Origin of the sequence: Ralstonia sp. 22086, assembly GCF_052045975.1 — a bacterium.
In the GTDB taxonomy this organism is placed as follows: domain Bacteria; phylum Pseudomonadota; class Gammaproteobacteria; order Burkholderiales; family Burkholderiaceae; genus Ralstonia; species Ralstonia wenshanensis.
The window spans coordinates 675,675-701,256 of sequence record NZ_JBQEPZ010000003.1; the positions used below are offsets into that span (position 1 = coordinate 675,675).

The 25,582-nt window shown below is 63.5% G+C and carries 22 protein-coding genes; 14 read left to right on the plus strand and 8 right to left on the minus strand.

Translation table 11 applies throughout. The annotated features are described in order from the left end of the window. Positions 1-139: 139 nt before the first annotated feature. Entirely contained in the window at positions 140-1,303 is a 1,164-nt protein-coding gene (locus tag ACTJK6_RS16365; protein ID WP_260802142.1) for a metallophosphoesterase, read from the plus strand. A 147-nt stretch (positions 1,304-1,450) separates the two neighbouring features. Here ACTJK6_RS16365 and recG read toward each other — a convergent pair whose 3' ends face one another. After that, the gene (gene recG / locus ACTJK6_RS16370) at positions 1,451-3,598 is read right to left on the minus strand and encodes an ATP-dependent DNA helicase RecG (protein ID WP_232040971.1); all 2,148 of its coding nucleotides are present in this window, start codon (positions 3,596-3,598) and stop codon (positions 1,451-1,453) included. A gap of 132 nt (positions 3,599-3,730) precedes the next feature. Between recG and queA the strand changes: the two genes are divergently transcribed. The 5 genes from queA to secF all read left to right on the plus strand — a co-directional run bounded on the left by queA (position 3,731) and on the right by secF (position 9,435). Further along, positions 3,731-4,792: a tRNA preQ1(34) S-adenosylmethionine ribosyltransferase-isomerase QueA gene (gene queA / locus ACTJK6_RS16375; protein WP_260802144.1), complete on the plus strand. Its 1,062-nt coding sequence runs from the start codon at positions 3,731-3,733 to the stop codon at positions 4,790-4,792. Positions 4,793-4,794: 2 nt separating this feature from the next. Beyond that, positions 4,795-5,946 carry a tRNA guanosine(34) transglycosylase Tgt gene (gene tgt, locus ACTJK6_RS16380; RefSeq protein ID WP_232040973.1) on the plus strand — a complete coding sequence of 384 codons (1,152 nt, stop codon included), beginning with the start codon at positions 4,795-4,797 and terminating at the stop codon, positions 5,944-5,946. A 106-nt stretch (positions 5,947-6,052) separates the two neighbouring features. Next, entirely contained in the window at positions 6,053-6,385 is a 333-nt protein-coding gene (gene yajC, locus ACTJK6_RS16385) for a preprotein translocase subunit YajC (RefSeq protein WP_004632835.1), read from the plus strand. 110 nt (positions 6,386-6,495) lie between these two features. Next, entirely contained in the window at positions 6,496-8,385 is a 1,890-nt protein-coding gene (secD, locus tag ACTJK6_RS16390) for a protein translocase subunit SecD (protein ID WP_232040974.1), read from the plus strand. Positions 8,386-8,463: 78 nt separating this feature from the next. Beyond that, positions 8,464-9,435: a protein translocase subunit SecF gene (secF, locus tag ACTJK6_RS16395; RefSeq protein ID WP_440839566.1), complete on the plus strand. Its 972-nt coding sequence runs from the start codon at positions 8,464-8,466 to the stop codon at positions 9,433-9,435. Positions 9,436-9,533: 98 nt separating this feature from the next. On the opposite strand, the gene ACTJK6_RS16400 is transcribed toward secF, so the two are convergent. From ACTJK6_RS16400 to purB, 4 genes are all read right to left on the minus strand, one after another. Further along, positions 9,534-10,130, minus strand: a complete 597-nt coding sequence (locus ACTJK6_RS16400; protein ID WP_232040976.1) for a YceI family protein — start codon at positions 10,128-10,130, stop codon at positions 9,534-9,536. Between the two features lie 63 nt (positions 10,131-10,193). Next, positions 10,194-10,766 carry a YceI family protein gene (locus ACTJK6_RS16405; RefSeq protein WP_232043047.1) on the minus strand — a complete coding sequence of 191 codons (573 nt, stop codon included), beginning with the start codon at positions 10,764-10,766 and terminating at the stop codon, positions 10,194-10,196. Positions 10,767-10,862: 96 nt separating this feature from the next. Beyond that, complete coding sequence (locus ACTJK6_RS16410) at positions 10,863-11,444, minus strand: cytochrome b (protein ID WP_232040977.1); 582 nt, start codon at positions 11,442-11,444, stop codon at positions 10,863-10,865. A 263-nt stretch (positions 11,445-11,707) separates the two neighbouring features. Further along, on the minus strand, positions 11,708-13,081 hold the full coding sequence (gene purB, locus ACTJK6_RS16415; protein WP_322017592.1) for an adenylosuccinate lyase: 1,374 nt from the start codon (positions 13,079-13,081) through the stop codon (positions 11,708-11,710). Positions 13,082-13,320: 239 nt separating this feature from the next. Between purB and ACTJK6_RS16420 the strand changes: the two genes are divergently transcribed. Beyond that, positions 13,321-13,929 carry a glutathione S-transferase gene (locus ACTJK6_RS16420; RefSeq protein WP_232040979.1) on the plus strand — a complete coding sequence of 203 codons (609 nt, stop codon included), beginning with the start codon at positions 13,321-13,323 and terminating at the stop codon, positions 13,927-13,929. Between the two features lie 19 nt (positions 13,930-13,948). Here the strand turns inward: ACTJK6_RS16420 and ACTJK6_RS16425 are convergent, their stop codons facing one another. From ACTJK6_RS16425 to ACTJK6_RS16435, 3 genes are all read right to left on the minus strand, one after another. Next, positions 13,949-15,547, minus strand: a complete 1,599-nt coding sequence (locus tag ACTJK6_RS16425; RefSeq protein WP_440839567.1) for an FMN-binding glutamate synthase family protein — start codon at positions 15,545-15,547, stop codon at positions 13,949-13,951. Between the two features lie 90 nt (positions 15,548-15,637). Then, a complete protein-coding gene (gene mnmA, locus ACTJK6_RS16430; RefSeq protein WP_440839568.1) occupies positions 15,638-16,750 on the minus strand; it encodes a tRNA 2-thiouridine(34) synthase MnmA in 1,113 nt (370 codons plus the stop codon). Further along, positions 16,747-17,241 carry an NUDIX hydrolase gene (locus ACTJK6_RS16435; protein WP_440839569.1) on the minus strand — a complete coding sequence of 165 codons (495 nt, stop codon included), beginning with the start codon at positions 17,239-17,241 and terminating at the stop codon, positions 16,747-16,749. Before ACTJK6_RS16435 ends, mnmA begins: the two co-directional genes overlap by 4 nt. Before the next feature lie 286 nt (positions 17,242-17,527). Between ACTJK6_RS16435 and ACTJK6_RS16440 the strand changes: the two genes are divergently transcribed. From ACTJK6_RS16440 to phcS, 7 genes are all read left to right on the plus strand, one after another. Further along, positions 17,528-18,667 (plus strand): Re/Si-specific NAD(P)(+) transhydrogenase subunit alpha, encoded by a 1,140-nt coding sequence (locus ACTJK6_RS16440; RefSeq protein ID WP_322017587.1) that lies wholly within the window; start codon positions 17,528-17,530, stop codon positions 18,665-18,667. 82 nt (positions 18,668-18,749) lie between these two features. Then, positions 18,750-19,112 carry an aspartate 1-decarboxylase gene (gene panD / locus ACTJK6_RS16445; RefSeq protein ID WP_009241493.1) on the plus strand — a complete coding sequence of 121 codons (363 nt, stop codon included), beginning with the start codon at positions 18,750-18,752 and terminating at the stop codon, positions 19,110-19,112. Between the two features lie 71 nt (positions 19,113-19,183). After that, the gene (locus ACTJK6_RS16450) at positions 19,184-19,513 is read left to right on the plus strand and encodes an NAD(P) transhydrogenase subunit alpha (RefSeq protein WP_024979075.1); all 330 of its coding nucleotides are present in this window, start codon (positions 19,184-19,186) and stop codon (positions 19,511-19,513) included. Then, entirely contained in the window at positions 19,510-20,970 is a 1,461-nt protein-coding gene (locus ACTJK6_RS16455; protein ID WP_260802150.1) for an NAD(P)(+) transhydrogenase (Re/Si-specific) subunit beta, read from the plus strand. The genes ACTJK6_RS16450 and ACTJK6_RS16455 overlap by 4 nt, the downstream gene beginning before the upstream one ends. A 150-nt stretch (positions 20,971-21,120) precedes the next feature. Beyond that, on the plus strand, positions 21,121-22,158 hold the full coding sequence (locus ACTJK6_RS16460; RefSeq protein ID WP_260802151.1) for a response regulator: 1,038 nt from the start codon (positions 21,121-21,123) through the stop codon (positions 22,156-22,158). A gap of 656 nt (positions 22,159-22,814) precedes the next feature. Continuing rightward, a complete protein-coding gene (phcB, locus tag ACTJK6_RS16465) occupies positions 22,815-24,227 on the plus strand; it encodes a class I SAM-dependent methyltransferase PhcB (RefSeq protein ID WP_260802152.1) in 1,413 nt (470 codons plus the stop codon). Positions 24,228-24,247: 20 nt separating this feature from the next. Next, a complete protein-coding gene (gene phcS / locus ACTJK6_RS16470) occupies positions 24,248-25,576 on the plus strand; it encodes a two-component system sensor histidine kinase PhcS (protein ID WP_440839571.1) in 1,329 nt (442 codons plus the stop codon). Positions 25,577-25,582 lie beyond the last annotated feature (6 nt).

Consider the following 25,582-nt stretch of genomic DNA (forward strand, 5'->3'; position numbering starts at 1 on the left):
TTGGGGATATCAATAGATTTTACCAAGGGACGTGCAATATTGCTTGGCGTTCGAACGACGACCCGGCATTGACAACGCTGCCATCCACCCCATCTTCCGGGGATACGCCCCACCGAGACAAAAAAGGAGCCGCCCCAGCATGAGTGACGAACCTAACGGCAGCCGATCCCTGCCCCGCGGCAGACGCCGCTTCCTGATGACGACGGTCGGGCTCATGGCAGCGCTGCATCTCTATATCGGGTGGCGGCTGCTCCCGGATCTGGGCTGGAATGGCGCGGGCTGGGCTGCAGGCGCCGTCTTCTTGTTCGTATCGACGGTGATGATTCCGACTGGGATGGCTGCGCGCTTCGTGATCCGCCCCATCTCGCTGGCGGATCGCGTGACCTGGTTTGGCGCGTTGCTGATGGGCCTGTTCTCGTCGCTGCTGGTGCTGACGCTGCTGCGCGACGTGGCGCTCATCGTGCTGCCGCAGGCCTATCGGCACGACTCGGCCCTGCTCGTCGTCGGCCTCACCGTGTTGGTGACCGTGATCGGCTATGTCAACGCACGCCGCATCCCCCGCGTCGCTCGGGTGACGGTGCCCATTGCGGACCTGCCCGCCGCGTTGCACGGCTTCACCATCGCGCAGATCACCGATCTGCATGTCGGCCCCACCATCAAGCACGCGTATGTGGCCGGCGTGGTCGAGCGGCTCAATGCGCTGCAACCGGATGTCGTCGCCGTGACGGGCGATCTGGTGGACGGCGAGGTTGACGTGCTGCGCCCGCATATCGCGCCGCTGGCCGGCATGTCGGCTCGGCACGGCGTTTATGCAGTGACGGGCAATCACGAGTACTACTCAGGGGTCGGCCCCTGGGTGTCGGAGTTCGAGCGGCTCGGCATGCGCGTGCTGATGAACGAGCATGCGGTGCTTGAACACAACGGCGCGCCGCTGGTGATCGCGGGCGTAACCGATTTCAGTGCTGGCAAGTTCGACGCTACACACGCGAGCGATCCAACCCGGGCGCTGGCAGGGTCGCCGCCCGGCGTGACGCCCACCATCCTGCTCGCGCATCAACCGCGCAGCGCTCCTGCCGCTGCAGAGGCTGGCTTCGACCTGCAACTGTCGGGGCACACCCATGGCGGCCAGTTCTGGCCATGGAGCCTGTTTGTTCCGCTGCAGCAGCCTTTTACAGCGGGCTTGCACAAGCTGGGGCGCCTGTGGATCTACACCAGCCGTGGCACGGGATATTGGGGGCCGCCCAAGCGGTTCGGCGCGCCGTCGGAGATCACGCTGATAAGGCTCGAGCCGGCCGTGGGCTAAGCCGCAAGCGCGGGCACCCAACGAAGAAAACGTTCAGTTGACGGAGATCACCACCCGCTCGATCAGGCTGATCGTGCGATGTACACGGCCAAGCGCGTGCGCAAGCAGGCTCAGTTGGCACACTAAACAAAGCGTGCGGCACCAGCCTTAGACACGCAGGTAGTGCTCGCGCTCGCCCAGCCAGCGCTTGAGATGGGTATCGACGGCTTCGGGAAACCGCGCAAGCATGTCGTCCGCCGCGCCCTGGGCAAACTCGACGAGCCACGCATCGTGGTTCAGATCGGCAAAGCGCAACATCGCTTCGCCCGATTGCCGCGCCCCGAGGAATTCGCCGGGCCCGCGAATCTCCAGATCGCGCCGGGCGATCTCGAAACCATCGGTGGTCTCGCGCATGGTCTGCAGACGCTGCTTGGCCGTCGGCGACAAAGGCGCCTGATACAGCAGCACGCAAACCGATTCCGCCGTGCCGCGCCCCACCCGCCCGCGTAGCTGGTGCAACTGCGCAAGGCCAAAGCGCTCGGCGTGCTCGATCACCATCAACGAGGCATTGGGCACGTCCACACCGACTTCAATGACGGTGGTGGCCACCAGCACGTGCAGCTCGCCGCCGGCAAAGGCGCTCATCACGGCGGCCTTCTCGGCCGAAGGCAGGCGTCCGTGCACGAGGCCTACCTTCAGGCCTTGCAGGCTTTCCGAAAGCGTCTCGAAGGTTTCGACGGCGGTCTGCAGTTGCAGCGCCTCGCTCTCTTCGATCAGCGGGCAAACCCAGTAGACCTGTCGCCCCTCGCGGGCGGCGGCGTAGATGCGTTCAATCACTTCGTCGCGGCGCGCATCGTTGACCAGGCGCGTGACGATGGGCGTGCGGCCGGGCGGCAATTCGTCGATGGCAGAGACGTCGAGATCGGCGTAATACGTCATCGCCAGCGTGCGCGGGATGGGCGTGGCGGACATCATCAGCTGGTGCGGCACCTGGGCGCGGGCGGCGGGCGCATCGCCATTGCCAGCCTTGCCCCGCAACGCCAGACGTTGCGCCACGCCAAAGCGATGCTGTTCATCCACCACGGCCAGGCCGAGCCGCGCGAACGCAACCGCATCCTGGATCAGCGCGTGCGTGCCAATCACGAGTTGTGCCGTGCCGGCCGCCACGCGCGCGGCCGCCTCGTCCTTCTGCTTGCGCTTGAGGCTGCCGGCCAGCCAGACGATGTCCACGCCCAGCGGTTCCAGCCAGGCAGAAAGCTTGCGGTAATGCTGCTCGGCCAGCAGCTCGGTCGGCGCCATCAGGGCGGCCTGCCAGCCGGCATCGATGGCCTGGCAGGCTGCCAGCGCAGCAATGACGGTCTTGCCGCTGCCCACGTCGCCCTGCAGCAACCGTTGCATTGGGTACGGGTGGGCAAGGTCGGCGCGAATCTCTTCCCACACGCGGGCCTGCGCGCCGGTCAGCTTGAACGGCAGGGCATTCATGAAGCGCGCGAGCAGCCCCTCCTTGCCGCTGTCGCGCAGGACGGGCGCGTTGCGCATCCGGCGCGCGGCCTGCGCGCGCTTGAGCGACAACTGCTGCGACAGCAGTTCATCAAACTTGATGCGCAGCCACGCCGGGTGCGTGCGCTCGACGAGGCTATGCTCATCGACATCGGGCGTCGGCTGATGCAGCAGGCGCACGGCATCGGCCGGCGTCATCAGCTTGAGCGGTGCGAGCGGGCCAGTGATGAGGCTATTCGGCAGCGTTTCCGGCAGCGGCGTACGCGTGAGCGCGTTCAGGATCGCCTTGCGCAGATAGGCCTGGGCCACGCCAGCCGTGCTCGGATACACCGGAGTCAGGCGATCAGGCAGCGGTTCATCTTCCGCCACGGCACGCACGGTCGGGTGCACCATCTCTGCGCCGAAGAAGCCGCCGCGTACCTCGCCGCGCACGCGCAGGCGCACACCCTCGGCCATCTGCTTGACCTGGCTGCCGTAGAAATTGAGAAAGCGCAGAACCAGCTCGCCCGAATCATCAGCGATATGCACGACGAGTTGTCGGCGCGGCCGGAACGCCACTTCATTGCGCGTGACGGTGCCCTCTACCTGCGCAGCCCAGCCGGTGTTGGCACGGGCCGTGGCTTCTGCAATGGTCAGCAGCGTGGTTTCATCCTCGTAGCGCATCGGCAGATGCAGGACGAGATCGACATCGCGGTGGAGGCCGAGCTTGGCCAGTTTGTCCGCCGGGCGGACGGTCTTGGCCGCTGCCTTGGCTGGCTTGTCTGCCGGAGCTGCGCGTTTTGGCTTCAGCGCCGGCGCGGTATCAGCGTCGGGCATAGGAGCGGCATCAGTGGCGGAACGGGCGCGAGACGGCACAGGGCGTTTACAATGGCGAACTTTGCGGTTTCGCCCGATTGTACCGGCGCCCGCCACCATCACTTGGCGCAATCCACGTCTGCGCCACTTTTCATGCTGACGCTGTCCGATTTCGATTTCGATCTGCCACCCGAGCTGATCGCACAAACCGCCCTGCCCGACCGCACCGCGAGCCGCCTGCTGGCCGTACGCCCCGCGGATGACGCCGTGCACTTTGAAGACCGCCAGTTTGCCGACCTGGTCGACTACCTGCGCCCCGGCGACCTGCTGGTCTTCAACGACACGCGTGTCATCAAGGCACGCTTTTTCGGCCACAAAGCCAGCGGCGGAAAGGTGGAGGTGCTCGTCGAGCGCCTGCTGGACGAACACACGGTGTTGGCGCAGATCCGCTCCAGCAAGTCGCCGGTCGAGGGCACCACGCTGCGCCTGGCCGACGCCTTTGACGTGACGGTCGGCCCACGCGCCGAACCGTTCTTCACGTTGCGTTTTCCGCAGCCAGCGCTGGAGCTGATCGAGCAATACGGCCGCCTGCCGCTGCCGCCTTACATCGAGCACGATCCGGACAGCTTTGACGAGACGCGCTACCAGACCGTGTATGCGCGCAATCCGGGCGCCGTCGCGGCACCCACGGCGGGCCTGCATTTCGACGATGCGCTGTTCGCCAAGCTGGACGCCATGGGCATCCAGCGCGGTTTTCTCACGCTGCACGTTGGTGCCGGCACGTTCCAGCCGGTGCGCGTGGAAAACATCGCCGAGCACCGGATGCACAGCGAGTGGTACCAAATTACGCCGGAACTGGCCGAAGCCATCCGCGCCACGCGAGCTGCCGGTGGCCGCATCATCGCGGTCGGCACCACATCGATGCGGGCGCTTGAATCGGCCGCGCAGCCGGACGGCACGCTCAATGCCTGCAGCGGCGAGACCGACATTTTCATCACCCCGGGCTACCGTTTCCGCGCCGTCGACCTGCTGGTGACGAACTTCCACCTGCCTAAATCGACGTTGCTGATGCTGGTATCGGCGTTTGCCGGCATGAACGCCATCCGAGACGCCTACCAGCACGCCATCGCCCAGCGCTACCGCTTCTTCAGCTACGGCGACGCCATGCTGCTGACGCGCGCTCCCTCCGAACCCGGCGAACCCCAATCGCTCTGATCATGCTCAAGTACGAACTGCTCACCACCGATGGCCTCGCCCGACGCGGCCGCATGACCCTGAACCACGGCGTGGTGGAAACGCCCATCTTCATGCCGGTGGGCACTTATGGCGCGGTCAAGGCGATGTCGCCGGCGGAGCTGAAGGACATCGGCGCGCAGATCATCCTGGGCAACACGTTCCACCTGTGGCTGCGCCCCGGGCTGGAAGTGATGGACGCGCACAAGGGCCTGCATGGCTTCAATGGCTGGGACAAGCCCATCCTGACCGATTCCGGCGGTTTTCAGGTGTTTTCGCTGGGTGATCTGCGCAAGATCACCGAAGAAGGCGTGACGTTCGCATCGCCCATCAACGGCGACAAGCTGTTCCTGTCGCCCGAGATCTCGATGCAGATCCAGCGCCGGTTGAACTCCGACATCGTCATGCAGTTCGACGAATGCACGCCGTACAAGATCGGCGATCGGCCAGCCACCGAGGCTGAAGCCGCCGCGTCGATGCGCATGAGCCTGCGCTGGGCGCAACGCTCACGCAATGAATTCGAACGCGAGAAGAATCCGAACGCACTATTCGCCATCGTCCAGGGCGGCATGTTCGAGAACCTGCGTGATGAATCGCTGGCCGGCTTGCAAGCCATTGACGCCGATGCCGGCGGCGAAGGTTTCGGCGGATACGCCATCGGTGGCCTGTCGGTCGGCGAGCCGAAGGAAGACATGATGCGCGTGCTGCAGCACGTGGCGCCGCGCCTGCCCGCCAACAAGCCGCATTACCTGATGGGCGTCGGTACGCCGGAAGACCTGGTGGCGGGCGTCGCCAGCGGCGTCGACATGTTCGACTGCGTGATGCCGACCCGCAACGCGCGCAACGGCTGGCTCTTCACCCGCTTTGGCGACATCAAGATCAAGAACGCGGTACACCGCAACGATCCGCGCCCGCTGGACGAGACCTGCGGCTGCTACACCTGCAGCAACTTCTCGCGCGCGTACCTGCACCACTTGCAGCGCGTCGGCGAAATCCTGGGTGCCCGCCTGAACACCATCCACAACCTGTATTACTACCTGGAATTGATGGCCGAGATGCGCACCGCCATCGAGTCGCACAGCTTTGCCGCATTCCAGGCGCGCTTTGCCGCAGACCGCGCGCGCGGGGCGCTGTAAAGGCGCCTCACCAGGGCGCTGGACGCGCCCATTTGCCGCAGCATCGCAATGGTAGAATGTCGGGTCCGATTTTTGACCGATTGACGAACCATTACGGAGTTCTGACGTGTTCCTGATTTCCGACGCTTACGCGCAAACTGCACCGGCAGCTGGTGGTGCCGCGGGTGGCCTGATGAGCTTCCTGCCCATCATCCTGATGTTCGTGGTGCTGTGGTTCATCATGATCCGCCCGCAGATGAAGCGCCAGAAAGAAACCAAGGCGATGCTCGAAGCCCTGGCCAAGGGCGACGAAGTCGTCACCGCCGGTGGCATTCTGGGCAAGGTGAGCAAGGTGGCTGAGCAGTACGTCACCGTGGAAATCGCTGCCAACACCGAAATCACTGTTCAGAAGAGCGCCGTGACGACCGTGCTGCCCAAGGGCACGCTCAAGGCACTGTAATCGGCCCATCCTGGCGCCGCGCACGATTGCGCCGGCGCCGGAACCCCAGGCAGCGCCTATTCTAAGAATCCGCGCCCGCGCCCCTCGGCGTCGCCTCTCTGCATTCCAAGATGAATCGCTATCCGCTCTGGAAATACATTGTGATCCTGGTGGCGCTTGCCATTGGGTTCATCTACACGCTGCCGAACTTCTTCGGTGAGGCGCCTGCTGTACAGGTGTCTTCGGGCAAGGCCACCGTCAAGGTCGACCTGAACGTGCAAAAGCAGGTCGAGAGCCTGCTGGCTGCGGCCAGCATTCAGCCCGACGGCGTGTTCTTCGACAACAACGGGACATCCGCCAGCGTGCGCGTGCGCTTTGCCGACACCGACACGCAGCTCAAGGCCAAGGACGTCCTGGCTCGCGGCCTGAACACTGATCAAGCCGATCCGACCTACATCGTGGCGCTGAACCTCCTGCCGGGCTCGCCGCGCTGGTTGAGTGGCGCGCCATTCTTTGCTAAACCGATGTTCCTGGGCCTCGATTTGCGCGGTGGCGTGCACTTCCTGCTGCAGGTCGACATGAACGGCGCCGTGACGAAGAAGCTCGACTCGCTGGCCGGCGACATCCGCACGCAACTGCGTGACAAGGGCATCCGCCACAGCGGCATCGATCGCAACAGCAACGCGATCACGATCAAGTTCAGCAACCCGGATGACGCCGAGCGCGCCCGCGGTCTGCTGGCCGACTCGACCCGCGAACTGGCCTACACCGTGGACAAGAGCGCCGACGGCGCCACGCTCACCGGTACCTTCACCGCCGCTGCGATGAAGGAAGTGCAGGACAACGCGGTCAAGCAGAACATCGTCACGCTGCATAACCGGGTGAATGAACTGGGCGTGGCTGAACCTGTGATCCAGCAGCAGGGTCCGGACCGTATCGTCGTGCAATTGCCCGGCGTGCAGGACACCGCCAAGGCCAAGGACATCATCGGCCGCACGGCAACGCTGGAAGCGCGCCTGGCCGATCCGAACGCGCCGCTCGCCCCGCGTGCCGGGGATCCGGTGCCGCTGGGCGACGAGCTGTTCACGCAAGGCCGCAGCGCCCCGGTGCTGCTGCAAAAGCAGGTGATCTTCACGGGTGACCGCATTACCAGCGCCTCGGCCGGCTTCGACCAGAACCACAACTCGTCGGTCGACATCACGCTCGACGGCCAGGGCGGACGCATGCTGCGCGATGTCTCGCGTGACAACATCGGCAAGCGCATGGGCATCGTGCTCTTTGAAAAGGGCAAGGGCGAAGTGCTGACGGTGGCGACCATCCAGTCCGAACTGGGCTCGCGCTTCCAGATCACCGGCATGGGCTCGACCGAGGCGGCTTCCGACCTGGCGCTGCTGCTGCGCGCAGGCTCGTTGGCAGCGCCGATGGAGATCATCGAAGAGCGCACCATCGGCCCGTCGCTGGGTGCCGACAACATCAAGAAGGGCTTCGATTCGGCGCTGTACGGCTTCCTCGCCATCTCGGTGTTCATGGTGCTGTACTACATGCTGTTCGGTGCGTTCTCGGTGGCGGCCCTGGGCGTCAACGTGTTCCTGCTGATCGCCCTGCTTTCCATGCTGCAGGCCACGCTCACGCTGCCGGGTATCGCGGCAATCGCGCTGGCGCTCGGTATGGCCATTGACGCCAACGTGCTGATCAACGAACGCGTGCGTGAAGAGCTGCGCAGCGGCGCATCGGCACAGATGGCGATTGCCGCCGGTTTTGACCGCGCCTGGGCGACCATCCTCGATTCGAACGTCACCACGCTCATCGCCGGTCTGGCGCTGATTGCCTTTGGTTCGGGCCCGGTGCGTGGCTTCGCCATCGTGCACTGCCTGGGGATCGGCACGTCCATGTTCTCGGCGGTGTTCTTCAACCGCGGTCTCGTGAACCTCTGGTACGGCCGCAAGAAGAAGCTGCAGAGCGTCGCCATCGGGCAGGTGTGGAAGCCGGGCAATACGAACACGCAATCGCCCGCCAAGTAATCACGCCACCCACAACGAATCTCGCATAACCGGCACCGCCCCCGGCACTACAGGGGCGGTCGCCACAAAGGGCAGACCATGGAGTTCTTCCGCATCCGCCGCGACATTCCGTTCATGAAGCACGCGTTGATCCTCAACGCGCTGTCGTTCCTGACGTTTATCGCCGCTGTCTTCTTCCTGTTCCACAAGGGGCTGCACCTGTCGGTGGAGTTCACTGGCGGTACGGTGATGGAAGTCGCTTACACCCAGGCCGCCGATCTGCCGAAGATCCGCGGTGACGTTGAAAAGCTCGGCTATGCCGACGCCCAGGTGCAGAACTTCGGCACCTCGCGCGACGTGATGATCCGCCTGCCGCTCAAGAACGGTCCGGACGGCAAGCCCATCGCCTCGGCCGTGCAAAGCCAACAGGTGATGACGGCCTTGAATGCCGCCAACCCTGACGCCAAGCTGCAGCGTGTCGAGTTCGTCGGCCCGCAGGTCGGCAAGGAGCTGGCCACGGACGGCCTGCTGGCGCTGCTGTTCGTGGTGATCGGCATCGTGATCTACCTGTCGATCCGCTTCGAGTGGAAGTTTGCCGTGGCGGGCGTGATCGCCAACCTGCACGACGTCGTGATCATCCTGGGCTTCTTCGCCTTCTTCCAGTGGGAGTTCTCACTGTCGGTGCTGGCGGGGGTGCTGGCGGTGCTGGGCTATTCGGTCAACGAATCCGTGGTGATTTTCGACCGGATCCGCGAAGCGTTCCGCAAGTACCGCAAGATGAATACGCACGAGGTGATCGATCACGCGATTACCAGCACCATCTCGCGAACGATCATCACCCACGGTTCGACCGAAATGATGGTGGTGTCGATGCTGGTGTTCGGCGGCCCGACGCTGCACTACTTCGCTCTGGCCCTGACGATCGGTATTCTGTTCGGCATCTACTCTTCGGTGTTTGTGGCAGCCGCGCTGTGCATGTGGCTGGGCGTCAAGCGCGAAGACCTGGTCAAGTCTGAAAAGAAGGCTGGCGGCCCGAATGAAGACGATCCCAACTTCGGCGCGCAGGTCTGAAGAGACCGCTCCGCACTGCCCCGGAGGACTCATTCTTCGGGCAACAAAAAAGCCCCGCAACTGCGGGGCTTTTTCTTTGGCTGTGACGTTTGCCAGGCTTATTGCTGCGCTACGCTGGCGTCTTGCTTGATGCCTTCCACCTGGATCTTGAGCTTGGTTTCCATGTTGAAACCGTAGGCCTTGCCGTAGTCGACGCCGAAGTCGTCGCGCTTGAACTTCATTTCGGCATCGGCGCCGCAGACTTCACGCTTGAGCATCGGATGCTGCATGCACTTGAACGCGTCGATTTCCAGCTTGGCCGGCTTGGTCACGCCGTGCAGCGTCAGTTGGCCTTCGGCTTCGGTCGGCACGTCGCCCTTGAACTTCGTGAAGTTGCCCTTGAACGTGGCGGTCGGGTACTTGGCCACGTCGAAAATCTCGGCGCTCTTGGCGTGCTCGTTCATCTTGGCGAGACCGAAGTCGATGCTGTCGGTCTGCACGGTCACGTCAATGCTGCCGGTCTTGGCGGCGCGATCCAGCGTCACGGTGCCGCTGGACTTCTCGAACTTGCCGCGCCACTTCGACAGACCGCCCATGTGGTCAGCTTCGAAGCTCGGGTAGGTGTGGCTCGGATCCAGCTGGTACGTGGCCGGTGCAGCAAAGGCGGCAGTGGCAGCAAAGGCCGACAGTGCGGCAACGAGGGTACGCAATTTCATGAGAACTCCTGCGGAATAAAAGCGGCACACGGGGGCCGAAAAACGTTGGATTGAGACTTCTGATTACTTCTTGGCGATAACAACGCGGAACTTGATCGTCACGTCGTCCGAGACGACCGACGTATCCTTCCACTCACCATCACCCACCTTGAATACGTTGCGCTTGACCGGCAGCGCACCTTCAAAGATCTGATTGGCGCCTTCCTGCTTGAACGTCACGGGTGCCGTCACGTCCTGCGTGATGCCCTTGATGGTCAGCTTGCCGACCACATCCACCTTGCCACCCGCGCCGGGCTTGAATGCGGACGACACGAACGTTGCCTTCGGATACTTGGCCGTGTCGAACCAATCCTTCTTCTTCAGTTCGTCGTTGTATTCCTTGCTGCCCACGTCGACGCTGGTGACATCGATGTCGACCTTGGCCGTCGATGCAGCCAGGTTGGCCGGGTTGTAATTGACGGCGGCGTCGAACTTGCCGAACTTGATGTCCATCGGCACACCGAGCTGCTTGCCGGTGGCGGTGACGCTGCTCTTGGCGGCATCCACCTGGGCGATGGCCGATACCGATACGGCAGCGATCGACAGCGCGCCGGCAGCAACCAGGGCAATGGCGCGGGGGCGCACAAAACGTTTCATCATCAGACTCCTTCGGTCAGGCCGGGTCATGCCGGCAGTCTTGGTCAGGATGGAAAGGCAGAGCGCCGGCACACCGTGCAGCGGCGCGTTTGGAGATCAGCGGAGGAAAGGCGCCATGCGGCGCAGCGTGCCGTCACGATCGACGACGTGGTGCTTGAGCGCAGCCAGAATGTGCAGCACGACGATGGCCGCCATGCTCCAGTTCAGCCATTCGTGCGCCATGCTGAAGATGTCCTTCAGCGCATCGCTCTTGTCGAATGGCATCGGCAGTTCCCACAGGCCGAGATAGACGACCTTGACGCCGGCTGCGACGCTCAGCAGATAACCGGTCAACGGCACAGCAAGAATCAGCAGATACAGCCCGACGTGTGCGGCTTCCGCGGCAGCGTGCTGCCACTTCGGCATGCCCGGCACGGGCCCTGGGGCGGGGTGCGTCAGGCGCCACAGCACACGGAGCACCGCAAAGATCAGCACAGTGATGCCGATCCACTTGTGATACGAGAACAGCTTCAGCTTGGTGGGCGTAAAGCCTGGGATATCGGTCATGTACAGACCGAGCCCAAAGGCCGCGAAGATCAGCAGAGCGACGATCCAGTGCATCGCAATCGCGGGTTTGGCATAGGCGCCGTGGTCAGCGGCGCCGCGCATGGCGAGATTCGAGTGGGCGGCTTGTGACATCGGTTCCCTCGGTATTTTGGAGCGCTCAGTAGGCGGCGCCTGTGGGTATGACCACGACGCCAAACGATTGTGCATTATTTGCGCGATCCGACCGGCCAAGGCAGCCCTAAGTTCATCAAGAAATTCAAATTTTTTGATTGACTAGGCACATCAATGCGAGCGGCTGGGTAAAAGGTTCTTCGGAAGCCACCAAGCAAAACGGCCCGCCCCCGGATTCGAGAGCGGGCCGTTCTTCACACGGCACCACCAAATTTTTGAAACAATCAGGCGATACGGCGTGCCAGTTCTTCCGCCTTGCCGATGTAGCTACCGGGGGTCATGTCGAGCAGCAGCTTGCGGGCGTCTTCGGGAATCGCCAGCGTGCCGATGAACTCACGCAGCGCCTCGCGCGAAATGCCCTTGCCGCGCGTCAGTTCCTTGAGCTGCTCGTACGGATTGGCGATGCCGTAGCGGCGCATCACGGTCTGCACCGGCTCGGCCAGCACTTCCCAGCAGGCGTCCAGGTCTTCGGCCAAGCGGGCCGGGTTGGTTTCCAGCTTGCCCAAACCGCGCAGGCACGCGTCGTAGGCCAGCAGGCTATAGCCGAATGCCACGCCGATGTTGCGCAGCACGGTCGAATCGGTCAGGTCACGCTGCCAACGCGACACGGGGAGCTTTTCCGACAGATGACGCAGCACCGCGTTGGCCAGGCCGACGTTGCCTTCAGAATTTTCGAAGTCGATCGGGTTGACCTTGTGCGGCATGGTCGACGAGCCGATCTCGCCGGCCTTGGTCTTCTGCTTGAAGTAGCCCTGCGAGATGTAGCCCCAGACGTCGCGGTCCAGATCCAGGATGATCGTGTTGGCGCGCGCCACGGCGTCGAACAGCTCGGCCATGTAGTCGTGCGGTTCGATCTGGATCGTGTACGGGTTGAACGTCAGGCCCAGACGGGTCTCGATCACGTTCTTCGAGAAGGCTTCCCAGTCGAGCGACGGATACGCCGACAGATGCGCGTTGTAGTTGCCCACGGCGCCGTTCATCTTGCCCAGCAGCTCCACGGCTTCGATGCGGCGGATGGCGCGGTCCAGGCGGGCGGCCACGTTGGCCATTTCCTTGCCCAGCGTGGTCGGGCTGGCCGGCTGGCCATGCGTGCGCGAGAGCATCGGCACATCGGCGTTGGCGTGGGCAAGTTCCACCAGGCGCGCCTGCACACGGCGCAGCGTCGGCACGATCACGGTGTCGCGCGCGCCCTTGAGCATCATCCCGTGCGAGGTGTTGTTGATGTCTTCCGACGTGCAGGCGAAGTGGATGAACTCGCTGGCGGCTTCGAGCTCGGCGTTGCCGCGCGCGCGCTCCTTCATCCAGTATTCGACGGCCTTCACGTCATGGTTGGTGACGGCTTCGATCTCTTTGATGCGGGCGGCGTCTGCCTCGGCAAAGTTTTCGACCAGGGCCAACAGGGCGCCCTCGGCGGCCGCCGAGAAACGCGGGATCTCGGCCAGGCCGGCCTGCGACAGGGCGATCAACCAGTGCACCTCCACCTTCACGCGATTGCGCATGAAAGCGGCTTCCGACAGCCACTCGCGCAGCGGATCGGCCTTGGCAGCGTAGCGGCCATCGATGGGAGACAGAGCGGTCAGGGCAGAAAGCGACGACATGGCAGGCGGGAAAAAATGTGAAGGGAATCTCAATCCGGACAACCCGGACGCGGCGTTGCGCGTTGAACCAAGGTGCATATGCGCACCCAAGCGAGCCCGCGATTTTACCACCCGGCACCTGTCTTTCACGGCCAATCCGGCCTAAGGCAAGCCTCCGTTTGGTTGAGTTGGGTTCAGGCGCCGCGCAGCGCACTCGGGAAAGTGCGCAGCTATACTTCGGCCTCCAACATGACATGCCTATGAAACTGATCGGATCGCACGCCAGCCCGTACACCCGCAAGGTGCGCGTCGTCCTGGCTGAAAAGAAAATCGACTACCAGTTCGTGCTGGAAGACGTGTGGAGCGCAAGTACGCAGATCCACCAGTTCAACCCGCTGGGCAAGGTGCCCTGCCTGGTGATGGACGACGGCGGCGCCCTATTCGACTCGCGCGTGATCGCGGAATACGCCGATACGCTGTCGCCGGTGGCGCGCCTCATTCCGCCCTCGAGCCGCGAACGCGTGGAAGTGCGCTGCTGGGAGGCGCTGGCCGACGGCCTGCTCGACGCGGCGCTCATGCTGCGCATCGAACATACGCAGCGCACGCCGGAACAGCGCAGCGAAACGTGGCTCGCGCGCCAGACCCACAAGATCGACCAGGCACTGCAAGCCATGTCGCAAGGCCTGGCCGACAAGACCTGGTGCAACGGCAATCACCTGACGCTGGCCGACATCGCCGTCGGCTGCGCGCTTGCCTACCTGGATTTCCGCCAACCGCAGATCGACTGGCGCGAACGTCACGCCAACCTGGCGACGTTCTACGCGCGCATTGAAAAGCGGCCGAGTTTCATGGAAACCCAGCCGCAGTGACAACAGAAACTCCCGGGCCTTACACGGCCACCGGATCAAACCGCTCGGCCTGGGCCATCGGCCAGTAGCGTTCGTACAGCTGAAAGCGATACCGCCCGGCCAGCAGATCGCCGGGTTCCAGGTACTTGAGCAGCGTCGAGAGCAACTGCACCTCGTTGCCCGACACGCGCCGCACGATGTGGTGCGCGCGGAAATCCGCCGGATGCTGCAGGCCGGCTGCCTGCGTCAATTCCAGCAGCGCGTGCAACGTGTGCGCGTGATATTGATGCACGCGCTCGGCCTTGTCCGGCACCACCAGCGCCTTCTGACGAGAAGGGTCTTGTGTCGCTACGCCGGTCGGGCAGCGGTCGGTGTGGCACTTCTGCGCCTGGATGCAGCCGAGCGCAAACATGAAGCCGCGCGCCGCGTTACACCAGTCGGCACCCATGGCCAGGGTGCGCGCCACGTCGAATGCCGTGACGATCTTGCCCGACGCGCCGATCCTGATCTTGTCGCGCAGGTTGGTGCCCACCAGCGTGTTGTGCACCAGCAGCAGTCCCTCCTGCAGCGGCGTACCGACGTGGTCTGTGAATTCGAGCGGTGCCGCGCCCGTGCCGCCCTCAGCGCCGTCAACGACGATGAAGTCAGGCAAGATGCCCGACTCCAGCATCGCCTTGACGATGCCGAAGAACTCCCACGGATGCCCGATGCAGAGCTTGAAGCCAGTGGGCTTGCCGCCGGATAGCGTGCGCAGGCTATCCACAAACTGCAGCAGACCCAGCGGCGTGCTGAACTCCGAATGCGCGGCGGGTGAAATACAGTCCTTGCCGATCTGAATGCCACGCGTGGCCGCAATCTCGGGCGTCACCTTGGCGGCAGGCAAGACGCCACCGTGGCCCGGCTTGGCGCCCTGCGACAGCTTCACCTCGATCATCTTCACCTGCGGGCTGCGCGCCTGTTCGGCAAAGCGGTCCGGATCAAACCGGCCATTGGCGTCGCGGCAGCCGAAGTAGCCGGAGGCGACTTCCCAGATCAGGTCGCCGCCTTCTTCACGGTGGTATGGCGAGATCGAACCCTCGCCGGTGTCATGGATGAAGTTGCCGAGCCTCGCGCCACGGTTGAGCGCGCGAATGGCATTGCCCGATAGCGCCCCGAAGCTCATCGCCGAAATGTTGAACACGGACATCGAATACGGCTTGGCGCGGCCCTCGCCCACCATCACGCGAAAGTCTGACGAGGCAATGCGCGTGGGCGCCAGCGAGTGGCCGATCCATTCGTGCCCCGCCACCTTCACATCGACTTCGGTACCAAACGGACGGCTATCGACTTCGCCCTTGGCGCGCTGATACACGATGCTGCGCTGGGCGCGCGAGAACGGTTTTTCGTCGGTGTCGTCTTCAACGAAGTACTGGCGGATTTCCGGGCGAATGAACTCGAACAGGAAGCGGAAATGGCCCCAGAGCGGGTAATTGCGCAGCACCGAATGGCGCGTCTGCGTGATGTCGTGCACGCCCAGGATGACGAACATGCCTGGAATGACCGCGCACACCCAATGCAGGCGCCCTGCTACCGCAAACCCCGCAGTGACGGCAAACAACAGCACAACGCCCGCGAAGGCCCAGTAGCGACGTGGCAGCATGACCAACCCTGTGTGAGACAAATCAGGGCGCAAGCTTAAACGAGTGCTGCAACAGCCGCAGCCAGCACAACGCAGTGTTGCAAAAACCGATCAGGCGATCGCTTTTTCCACGACAGCCGGTTCAGCCGCCGAAATAATGCCGCCACCCAGGCAGATTTCACCGTCATACAGCACGGCGGATTGACCCGGCGTAACCGCCCACTGCGCCTCGGGGAAGGTCAGCGTGAGCGCGCCATCGGCGGCGCGTTCGACCGTGCAAGGTGCATCCGCCTGGCGGTAACGCGTCTTGGCGCCAAGATGGGTGCCTTCGGCGGGCGCATGGCCGGCTACCCAGCTCAGATCATTGGCGTGCACGGTGTGCGCGAGCAGCCACGGGTGGTCATGACCCTGCGCCACGTACAACGTGTTGGCCGCCATGTCCTTGCGCGCCACGTACCAGGCGTCGCCGTTACCGTCGCGGCTGCCGCCGATGCCGATGCCTTTGCGCTGTCCCAATGTGTAGAACGCCAGGCCGATGTGCTCGCCGATGGTCTTGCCGTCCGGCGTCTTGATCGGACCGGGCTTGGTCGGCAGGTAGCGGTTGAGAAAATCGCGGAACGGCCGCTCACCAATAAAGCAGATGCCGGTGGAATCCTTCTTCTTGGCGTTGGGCAGGCCAATCTCGGCGGCAATCTCACGCACCTTCGTCTTCGGCATCTCGCCCAGCGGGAAGAGCGTGCGCGAGAGCTGTGCCTGGTTCAGCCGGTGCAGGAAATAGCTCTGGTCTTTCGTGTGGTCGAACGCCTTGAGGAGTTCGAAGCGGCCGTCGACCTCGCGCACGCGGGCGTAGTGCCCGGTCGCGATCGTGTCGGCGCCAAGGGCCATCGCGTGATCTAGGAAGGCCTTGAACTTGATCTCTGCGTTGCACAGCACGTCGGGATTGGGCGTGCGGCCGGCCGAATATTCGCGCAGGAAGTCCGCAAATACGCGGTCCTTGTACTCGGCGGCAAAGTTGACAGCTTCCACGTCGACGCCGATCAGGTCGGCCACCGATACCACGTCGATCCAGTCCTGTCGGGTCGAGCAGTACTCGCTGTCGTCATCGTCTTCCCAGTTCTTCATGAACAGGCCGACAACGTCGTAGCCCTGCTGTTTGAGCAGCCACGCCGTGACGGACGAATCCACCCCGCCGGACATCCCGACGACGATGCGCTTCTTGCTCATGGCTGCCCTCCCAGCCCGTACACACTGGCGTGCGTGTGGATGACGTCGAGCGGATAGCGCTTGCCGGCCAGGTAGTCTTCCACGCAGGCGAGCAGCAGCGGGCTGCGATGGCGCTCGCGGCTGGCGCGGATTTCATCCGGCGTCATCCACACGGTGCGGACGATGCCTTCGTCCAGCGAGCGGCGCGGGTCTTGGGGGCCGAGCTCGCCGGTAAAGGCCATCCGCACATAAGTGATCGGATCCCCCTGCGGCGGTTGGAACTGCGCCATGTAGCAGCCCAGGAGGGCGGTCGGCACAAAGCTGTACGCGGTTTCTTCCATCGCCTCGCGCGCGACGGCGTCGACCAGGCTTTCGTCCGGGTCGAGATGGCCGGCAGGCTGGTTCAGACGCAAGCCGACATCGGTGTGCTCCTCAACCAGCAGAAAACGCCCCTCTTGTTCGATGACGGCGGCAACGGTAACACTGGGTTTCCAGCGGACAGCTTGGTTCATGGCAAAAAGGCAACAAAAACAAGGCGTTATTGTAGCTGGAGGCTGCTCTCCCCGCTCGCCAGTGGCGTTGGGACAGGCACATACCGCCTGCCGGGCAGTTGTGAACAATTGAGCACACGTTTGCGCAGGATCGGCCCGCATTCCATGTCGGTTTGGATATTCGACATGGCATTCGATGAGCGTCCGTGCGCCAAAAAGTTCGGGTAAGCTGCACGTCGATCCTGATCCAGCGCGCCTTCGTTCACTTCGCGCGCATCCTAAACATAATCAGCGAGGAGAGAACACGATGCACATCGGCATCCCGCAGGAGACGCGGGCGGACGAGACGCGCGTTGCCGCGACCCCGGAAACGGTGAAAAAGTACGTGGCGCTTGGCCATCAGGTGACGGTGCAATCGGGTGCCGGCGTGGCCGCCGCCCAGCCCGACGACGCATATGTCGCGGCCGGCGCCAAGATCGGCACCGCGGCCGAGGCGCTCGGCGCGCAGATCGTGTTGAAGGTGCGCTCGCCGGAAGCCGCCGAACTGGCGCAGATGCAGCCGGGCGCGGTGCTTGTCGGCATGCTCAACCCGTTCGATGACGAGAACACGGCCCGCCTCGCTGCTGCCAACGTCACCGCGTTCGCGCTGGAAGCCGCGCCGCGCACCACGCGCGCGCAGAGCATGGACGTGCTCTCCTCCCAGGCCAACATCGCCGGCTACAAGGCCGTGATGGTGGCGGCCAACCATTACCAGCGCTTCATGCCGATGCTGATGACCGCCGCCGGCACCGTAAAAGCCGCGCGCGTGCTGATCCTCGGCGCCGGGGTGGCCGGCCTGCAGGCCATCGCCACCGCCAAGCGCCTGGGTGCCGTCATTGAGGCGTCCGATGTGCGCCCGGCTGTGAAAGAGCAGATCGAATCGCTGGGCGCCAAGTTTCTCGACGTGCCGTTCCTGACGGACGAAGAGCGCGAAATCGCGCAAGGCGTCGGCGGCTATGCCCGCCCGATGCCGCCCGACTGGATGCGCCGCCAGGCTGAACTCGTGCACACGCGCGCAACCCAGGCCGACATCGTCATCACCACGGCGCTGATCCCGGGCCGCCGCGCGCCAACGCTGCTGTCCGAAGCCACCGTGCAGGCGATGAAACCGGGCTCGGTCGTCGTCGATCTGGCGGCGGCGCAAGGCGGCAACTGCCCGCTGACCGAAGCTGACCGCGTGGTCGTCAAGCACGGCGTCACGCTGGTGGGCTATACCAACCTCCCGTCGATGGTGGCGGCCGATGCCTCTGCCCTCTACGCCCGCAACGTGCTCGACTTCCTCAAGCTGATCATCGACAAGGATGGCGGCCTGAACATCAACCGCGAAGACGACATCGTGGCCGCCTGCCTGCTCAGTCAGGCCGGCCAGGTGGTGCGCGCTCCCGCAGCCACGAGCGCCGCCAAATAAGAACGGAGACGGCGGCCTGCCGGACGTCACAACCCGGCGCGGTCGCCAGTGGCGATTTCATTTCTGTTTCAAGGAAAGCTTCATGCAACGCAACATGCTTCGCGCCAAGCTGCACCGCGCGACGGTCACCCAGGCCGATCTCGACTACGAAGGCTCCTGCGGCATCGACGAGGACCTCCTCGATGCCGCCGACATGCGCGAATACGAAAAGATCGAGCTGTACAACGTCAACAACGGCGAGCGTTTCTCCACCTACATCATCAAGGGCAAGCGCGGCTCGGGCGAGATCTCGCTCAACGGCGCCGCTGCACGCCGCGCCCACGTCGGCGACCTGCTGATCATCTGCACCTATGCGCCGATGAACGAAGAGGAAGTCGCCAGCTACAAGCCCAAAGTCGTGCTACTGGGCGAGGGCAACAAGATCAAGGCCATCAAGGAAACCTGACGCGCCAGGCGGCCCGTGTCTGCATGACAGGGCCGCTTTGCACATCGACCAAGAAGCGAGGAGGAGCACTCATGGAGCTGGTCAATCACACGGTGATCAATCTGATCATCTTCGTGCTGGCGATCTACGTCGGCTACCACGTGGTCTGGACGGTCACGCCGGCGCTGCATACGCCGCTGATGGCCGTGACGAATGCCATTTCGGCCATCATCATCGTCGGCGCCATGCTGGCAGCCGGCCTGACGCAGACGGGTCTGGGTCGCACGATGGGCGTGGTGGCGGTGGCATTGGCAGCGGTCAACGTGTTTGGCGGCTTCCTCGTCACCCAGCGCATGCTTGAGATGTTCAAGAAGAAAGAGCCGAAGGCCAAGGGCGGCCAGAGCGAGGGAGCCAAGCAATGAGCATGAACCTCGTCACCCTGCTGTATCTGCTGGCGTCGGTGTGCTTCATCCAGGCGCTCAAGGGGCTTTCGCATCCGACCACGGCGCGGCGCGGCAACGCGTTCGGCATGACGGGCATGGCGATCGCCGCCGTCACGACCATCGCGCTCATCTATAAGCTCAAGGCCGAGATGTTTGCGGGCACCGAGAGCGGCACCTCCACGGGTTTCATCCTGATCTTCGCGGGCCTGGTGGTGGGCGGCGGCATCGGCGCCTATGTGGCGCGCACGGTCGAAATGACCAAGATGCCCGAGCTGGTAGCCGCCATGCACTCGCTGATCGGTCTGGCCGCCGTGTGCATTGCCGTGGCCGCCGTGGCCGAGCCGTCGGCGTTCGGCATCACGATGGCCGGCGACAACGTGCTGCCGCTGGGCAACCGCGTGGAGCTGTTCATCGGCACGTTCGTCGGCGCCATCACGTTCTCGGGCTCGGTCATCGCCTTCGGCAAGCTGTCGGGCAAGTACAAGTTCCGACTGTTCCAGGGCGCGCCGGTGCAGTTTGCCGGCCAGCACATGCTGAACCTGTTGCTGGCGGTGGCCATGCTCGGCTTCGGCATCCTGTTCTTCCTGAGCCAAAGCTGGCTGCCGTTCATCATCATGACGGCCATCGCCTTTGTGCTGGGTGTGCTGATCATCATCCCGATCGGCGGCGCCGACATGCCGGTGGTGGTGTCGATGCTGAACTCGTATTCGGGCTGGGCGGCGGCGGGCATCGGCTTCTCGCTCAACAACCCGATGCTGATCATCGCTGGCTCGCTGGTGGGTTCGTCCGGTGCAATTCTGTCTTACATCATGTGCAAGGCGATGAACCGGTCGTTCTTCAACGTGATCCTGGGCGGCTTCGGTTCCGAAGCATCCGCCGGGGCCGCAGCGGGTGGCGGCGGGCAGCAGCGCCCGGTCAAATCGGGTTCGCCCGATGATGCAGCCTTCCTCATGGGCAATGCCGAAACGGTCATCATCGTTCCGGGTTACGGCCTGGCGGTGGCGCGCGCGCAGCATGCCCTGAAGGAGCTGACCGAAAAGCTGTCGGACAAGGGCGTGACGGTCAAATACGCGATCCACCCGGTCGCAGGCCGCATGCCGGGCCATATGAATGTGCTGCTGGCCGAAGCCGAAGTGCCGTACGACCAGGTCTTCGAGATGGAAGACATCAACGGTGAGTTCGGCCAGGCCGACGTGGTGCTCGTGCTGGGCGCCAACGACGTGGTCAACCCGGCCGCCAAGAACGATCCTAAGTCGCCCATTGCCGGCATGCCGATCCTGGAAGCCTACAAGGCCAAGACGATCATCGTGAACAAGCGCTCGATGAACGCGGGCTACGCCGGGCTCGACAACGAGCTGTTCTACATGGACAAGACGATGATGGTGTTTGGCGATGCCAAAAAGGTCGTCGAAGACATGGTGAAATCTGTCGAGTAAAGCGGTGCACTGACGGCCGTCAACGGGTCGTCAGGTCAGACGGGTTCCGCTTGCTCCCGGCGGCGGCAGACAGTAACGTAGTGAAAACGGGCAGCGCCGGCCAAACCGGCCTTGCGCTGCACCCTGCCCTCTTCCGATTCCTCCCGACGTATGCAACAGGACAGCGCCCTGCCGGTCTATTTCCACCCGACCCTGACGGTGGTGGTCGACGACAGCCAATCGTTCGTGGAAAGCCTCGGGTTCCAGATGGACCCATCGCGTGCGCTGTTGGCCTTCAATGACCCGGAAGAGGCGCTGGCGTGGCTGCGCCAGTGGCATTCGCTGCGCATGCCCGGCTTCCTGCCGGTGCGCGTCACCCACGATGATCTGACCTTCTCAACCGAGCGCCGCACCATCCAACTCGACGTCGACCGCGTCTACCGTCAGATTCACGAGGTCAACCGCTTCCTTCAGCCCTCGGTCATCGTGGTGGATTACTCCATGCCGCGCATGAATGGGCTGGAGTTCTGCGCCAAGCTCAAAGATCTGCCGTGCATGACGATCCTGCTCACCGGCATGGCCGACGAGAACATCGCCGTGCAGGGTTTCAACGACGGCCTGATCGACCGCTACATCAAGAAAGACAATCCGGCGATGGCGGAGCGGCTCAGTGCGGAAATCGAAGCACTGCAGGTGCGCTACTTCAGCAACCTGTCGAGCACATTGCGCGATCTGCTGTCGCGCCACTCGTTCAGCTTTCTCTCGGACCCGGCGATCACACGGCTCGTGCGCGAGCTGTCCTCGCGCTACCGCTTCATCGAGTACTACCTGTATCCGCACCCCGCCGGCGTCCTGCTGCTCACGGCCGATGGGCGCGCTACGCTCATGGTCATCGAGACCAACGCGAGCATGCTCACGCACCTGGAAAACGCCGAGGCGTACAACGCGCCGGATGCGCTGCTCAAGGGCCTGCACGACAAGCAGATCGTCCCGTTCTTCTGGCCCGGCGACGGCATGTACACCCCGGCCTGTGTGGAGTGGGAACAATATTGCTTGCCCGCGGAGGTATGCCAGGGGCGCGAGCCGTACTACTACGCCCTGTTCGACATGCCCAGCCACCTGCTGCCGGCACAGGTCTACAGTTACACCCAGTTCCTCACCAACTACAAACAAGATCCGGACGCGCTCACCGGCCGCAAATCACGCTGAGGTGGTGTTTCCGCTTTGCTCTGCACTGCGGGTTTCCGCATTGTGTGGGTCACATTGGGCAAGTACAATCGATTGCGTTATCCGGTAGCCATGACGTCAGAGCATGGCCCGGCTGAATCGCCCTGATGCATGCGTGGCATAGCTGCGGCATCATGGCGAACGAGGGTACCGGAATGCAACATACGATACGGCGCCCCGAGTTCATTACTGTGCGGGATTCTCCTTGAGAGACGATTTGGGATGCAGCAGCGGGCCGCGCGTTCAAGCAGCGCGCGTTGCGGATGTCAGGGGAGTGCATCGTTCCAATCTGGTCATGGTTCACGGTTGCACGATTCCCGTTGCCACGCTGTTGATCGGCGTGCAGTAGAGGTGCCGCGGTAGCAGTGCTGAAGGCGCCGGCTGCAGTCGATCATCTTCCCCGATTTTCTCGGAGCGGGTTTGGGCGAGAGACGCCCGGGCTGGCGCGTATTGCGCACGGTCTGCGGACGGCTTCAAGCACGCTTTCACGACTGATGCGGCGGCATGCCCGGCAGTGTCGGCGGGGCGCGCCGTGTTCGCGGTGCCCGGATTCGCAGTTCGACTCCGAGTGCGCGGTTGTTGGAGTGAGCGTCCCGCTTGGCAGACGTTTTCCCTGAAGTCTCCGGCAAATTCGCACCGTGTACTCACCCAACCAAATCGATCCCGCGGTCAGCTTCCGTAACTCACAGGGTCAGCAGGTCCGCGGCACCATCATCACGCTGCAGCGGCGTGCCCTGGTGATGGAGATCTACAACCCCTACTCGATCGTGCAGGTGAGCGAGGTGCTGTCCGAACTCGCGATCAAGATGGGGACGCGGCAAGCCTATCTCGGCAAGGCGGTGGTGATCAGCCTGGTGAACACGGGTCTGACCGCCGTCGTCTCGCTCACGCTGATCGACGAATGGCGCGAGCTGTCGGAAGTGGCCGACACGCCTGCCTCGGTGGGCGAAGAAGCGCGAACGTTCGTGCAGGAATGGCAGGAACGGTTCCGCATCCACCGCGACTACCAGATCGTCGTCAACGAGATGCGAGCCTTCCTGGCCGAAGTGTCGCGCTGGGTGGAACAGGTGGATCTGTCGAAGACATTGCCGCGCGAAGACAACAAGCTGCGCATGGATGTCTTCCAGGAGCTGGCCGAGCCGATCATGCTCAAGCTCAAGGGCTACATGGACGGGCTGGAGTCGGAGGCGGGCAAGGTCGAGGCGGAGCTTGCGCCGGCGCACCGCACGTTCGCGCAAGCCGCGCTGCATCCGCTGCTGTTGCGCGCGCCGTTCATCTATCGCACGTACACCAAGCCGCTGGGTTATGCGGGCGATTACGAGATGGTCAACCAGATCCTCTCAGACCCGCGCGAAGGGCCCAACACGTACTTCCAGATCGTCAACGCCGCCTTCCTGCGCACGGATGTGGCGGAGGCGCACCGCAACCGCATCGACATTCTCGTGCAGTATCTGAGCGACCTGGCGGCCCAAGCCAAGGCGGCGGGCCGCACGTTCAAGGTGCTCAACGTGGGCTGCGGGCCGGCGGTGGAAATTCAGCGCTTCATTCAGCAGCATCCGGAACCAACGTTGCTGTCGTTCGAACTGGTGGACTTCAGCGAAGAAACGCTCGACTACACCCGCGAGCAGATGCGCCGTGCGATGGACCGTGCGCGCAAGACCGTCACCGTCGATTTCGTGCATGAATCGGTGCATCAACTGCTCAAGCGCCGCATCACGGCCGACAGCCCGCAAGCCGGCGATTGCGATGCGGTGTATTGCGCCGGCCTGTTCGACTACCTCTCGAACAAGGTCTGCCAGCGGCTGCTTGCCTACTTTGCTTCGCGCACGCGCCGCGGCGGTGCCATCCTCGCGACCAACGTTCACGGCAACAACCCGATGCGGTTCGTGATGGAACACGTGCTGGAGTGGTACCTCGTCTATCGCGATGAACCGCTGATGGCCGAGCTGCTGCCCGAAGGCTCGCACGACGTACGTGTCTATACCGACGTGACCGGCGTCAACGTATTCGCCCAGGCCAGCGTGGCCGGGCTTGCCACATCCGCCGCTTAATCCGCTGCCCAGGAACACGCATGGAGCCCATTACACATCGCGGATACCAGGCCGAGCTGAAGCAGTTCCGGCTCGTCTTCAGCCGCATGGCGGCCGTGACCGGCATCGTGCTGGTACTGGCAGGCGTCGGGCTGGACTACGGCATGTATGTGGACAAGCTCTGGCTGTTTGCCTCGCTGCGCGTCATCACCTCGCTCATCATGTTCGGCGCGCTGCTTGTGCTGTATACGCGCTGGGGCGAAGAGCATGTGCAGAGCCTGACGTTCTTCTGGCTGATCTGTCCGCAGATCATGATCTCGTGGATGATCTACGACACCGAGGGCGCCAGTTCTCCGTATTACTCGGGGCTGAACCTGGCGATCTACGCGGTGGGCATGGTGATGCCGATCGGCTTTCTGCAAGCCGTGCTATTCGGCACCTGCACGTATATCTTCTGGGTGATTGCGTGCACATTGCATCCGGGCGGCATCCAGTCGCGCGAAATCTTCATCGTGCATTCGCTGTTCATCCTGTTCTCGATTGCGACGAGCACGCTCTACACGTACTTCAATGAGCGCGGGCGCTTCCAGCTTTTCCGGCTCAAGGAAGAAGTTGCACAGAAGAACGAGCAGCTCGCGCGGACCAATCAGGACCTCACCGACATCAAGGGCCAGCTTCTGCAGCAGGAAAAGATGGCCGCCATCGGCACGCTGTCGGCGGGCCTGCTGCATGAGATCAACAACCCGGTCAACTTCTGCCTCATGGCGATCGCCGTGGCGCAGGAAGACCCGACCGCCAAGGGCAGCCCGATGCTGCTCGAATGCCTGACCGATGCCAAGGAAGGCATGCAGCGTGTGCAGCACATCGTGTCGGACCTGAAGACCTTCGCCTACCGCAGCCCCGAGAAAGGCGAGGCAAATGCGCCGTTCCTGGCGGAAAAGGCCATTGACTCTGCCATCCGCCTGACCAGCCACGAGTTGCGCGGTGTGACCCTCGAACGCAAACTGCCGGCCGACACGCTCGTGCGCGGCGACGAGGCGGCCATCATCGGCGTGCTGATCAACCTCTTGTCGAACGCGGCGCTTGCCATGCAAAAGGTGCAGCGCGAGAACCCCCGCATCGAGATTGCCGCCGAATGGATCAACAACCGCCTGCATGTGGTGGTGACTGATAACGGCCCTGGCATCTCGGAGAAAAACCTGTCGCGCGTGTTCGAGCCGTTCTTCACCACGCGCGATGTCGGCAAGGGCCTGGGCCTCGGCCTGTCGATCAGCTACAGCGTCATCCAGCGTCATGGCGGCACCCTTGCCGTGACGAGCCAGGAAGGCGAATGGGCGCGCTTCACATTCGATCTGCCGCGCTCGGAGTAGACGCAT

Coding starts and splice junctions, on each gene's coding strand:
- ACTJK6_RS16365 (WP_260802142.1), top strand. CDS start 140: ATGAGTGACGAACCTAACGGCAGCCGATCCCTGCCCCGCGGCAGACGC.
- recG (WP_232040971.1), bottom strand. CDS start 3,598: ATGCCCGACGCTGATACCGCGCCGGCGCTGAAGCCAAAACGCGCAGCT.
- queA (WP_260802144.1), top strand. CDS start 3,731: ATGCTGACGCTGTCCGATTTCGATTTCGATCTGCCACCCGAGCTGATC.
- tgt (WP_232040973.1), top strand. CDS start 4,795: ATGCTCAAGTACGAACTGCTCACCACCGATGGCCTCGCCCGACGCGGC.
- secD (WP_232040974.1), top strand. CDS start 6,496: ATGAATCGCTATCCGCTCTGGAAATACATTGTGATCCTGGTGGCGCTT.
- secF (WP_440839566.1), top strand. CDS start 8,464: ATGGAGTTCTTCCGCATCCGCCGCGACATTCCGTTCATGAAGCACGCG.
- ACTJK6_RS16400 (WP_232040976.1), bottom strand. CDS start 10,130: ATGAAATTGCGTACCCTCGTTGCCGCACTGTCGGCCTTTGCTGCCACT.
- ACTJK6_RS16405 (WP_232043047.1), bottom strand. CDS start 10,766: ATGAAACGTTTTGTGCGCCCCCGCGCCATTGCCCTGGTTGCTGCCGGC.
- ACTJK6_RS16410 (WP_232040977.1), bottom strand. CDS start 11,444: ATGTCACAAGCCGCCCACTCGAATCTCGCCATGCGCGGCGCCGCTGAC.
- purB (WP_322017592.1), bottom strand. CDS start 13,081: ATGTCGTCGCTTTCTGCCCTGACCGCTCTGTCTCCCATCGATGGCCGC.
- ACTJK6_RS16420 (WP_232040979.1), top strand. CDS start 13,321: ATGAAACTGATCGGATCGCACGCCAGCCCGTACACCCGCAAGGTGCGC.
- ACTJK6_RS16425 (WP_440839567.1), bottom strand. CDS start 15,547: ATGCTGCCACGTCGCTACTGGGCCTTCGCGGGCGTTGTGCTGTTGTTT.
- mnmA (WP_440839568.1), bottom strand. CDS start 16,750: ATGAGCAAGAAGCGCATCGTCGTCGGGATGTCCGGCGGGGTGGATTCG.
- ACTJK6_RS16435 (WP_440839569.1), bottom strand. CDS start 17,241: ATGAACCAAGCTGTCCGCTGGAAACCCAGTGTTACCGTTGCCGCCGTC.
- ACTJK6_RS16440 (WP_322017587.1), top strand. CDS start 17,528: ATGCACATCGGCATCCCGCAGGAGACGCGGGCGGACGAGACGCGCGTT.
- panD (WP_009241493.1), top strand. CDS start 18,750: ATGCAACGCAACATGCTTCGCGCCAAGCTGCACCGCGCGACGGTCACC.
- ACTJK6_RS16450 (WP_024979075.1), top strand. CDS start 19,184: ATGGAGCTGGTCAATCACACGGTGATCAATCTGATCATCTTCGTGCTG.
- ACTJK6_RS16455 (WP_260802150.1), top strand. CDS start 19,510: ATGAGCATGAACCTCGTCACCCTGCTGTATCTGCTGGCGTCGGTGTGC.
- ACTJK6_RS16460 (WP_260802151.1), top strand. CDS start 21,121: ATGCAACAGGACAGCGCCCTGCCGGTCTATTTCCACCCGACCCTGACG.
- phcS (WP_440839571.1), top strand. CDS start 24,248: ATGGAGCCCATTACACATCGCGGATACCAGGCCGAGCTGAAGCAGTTC.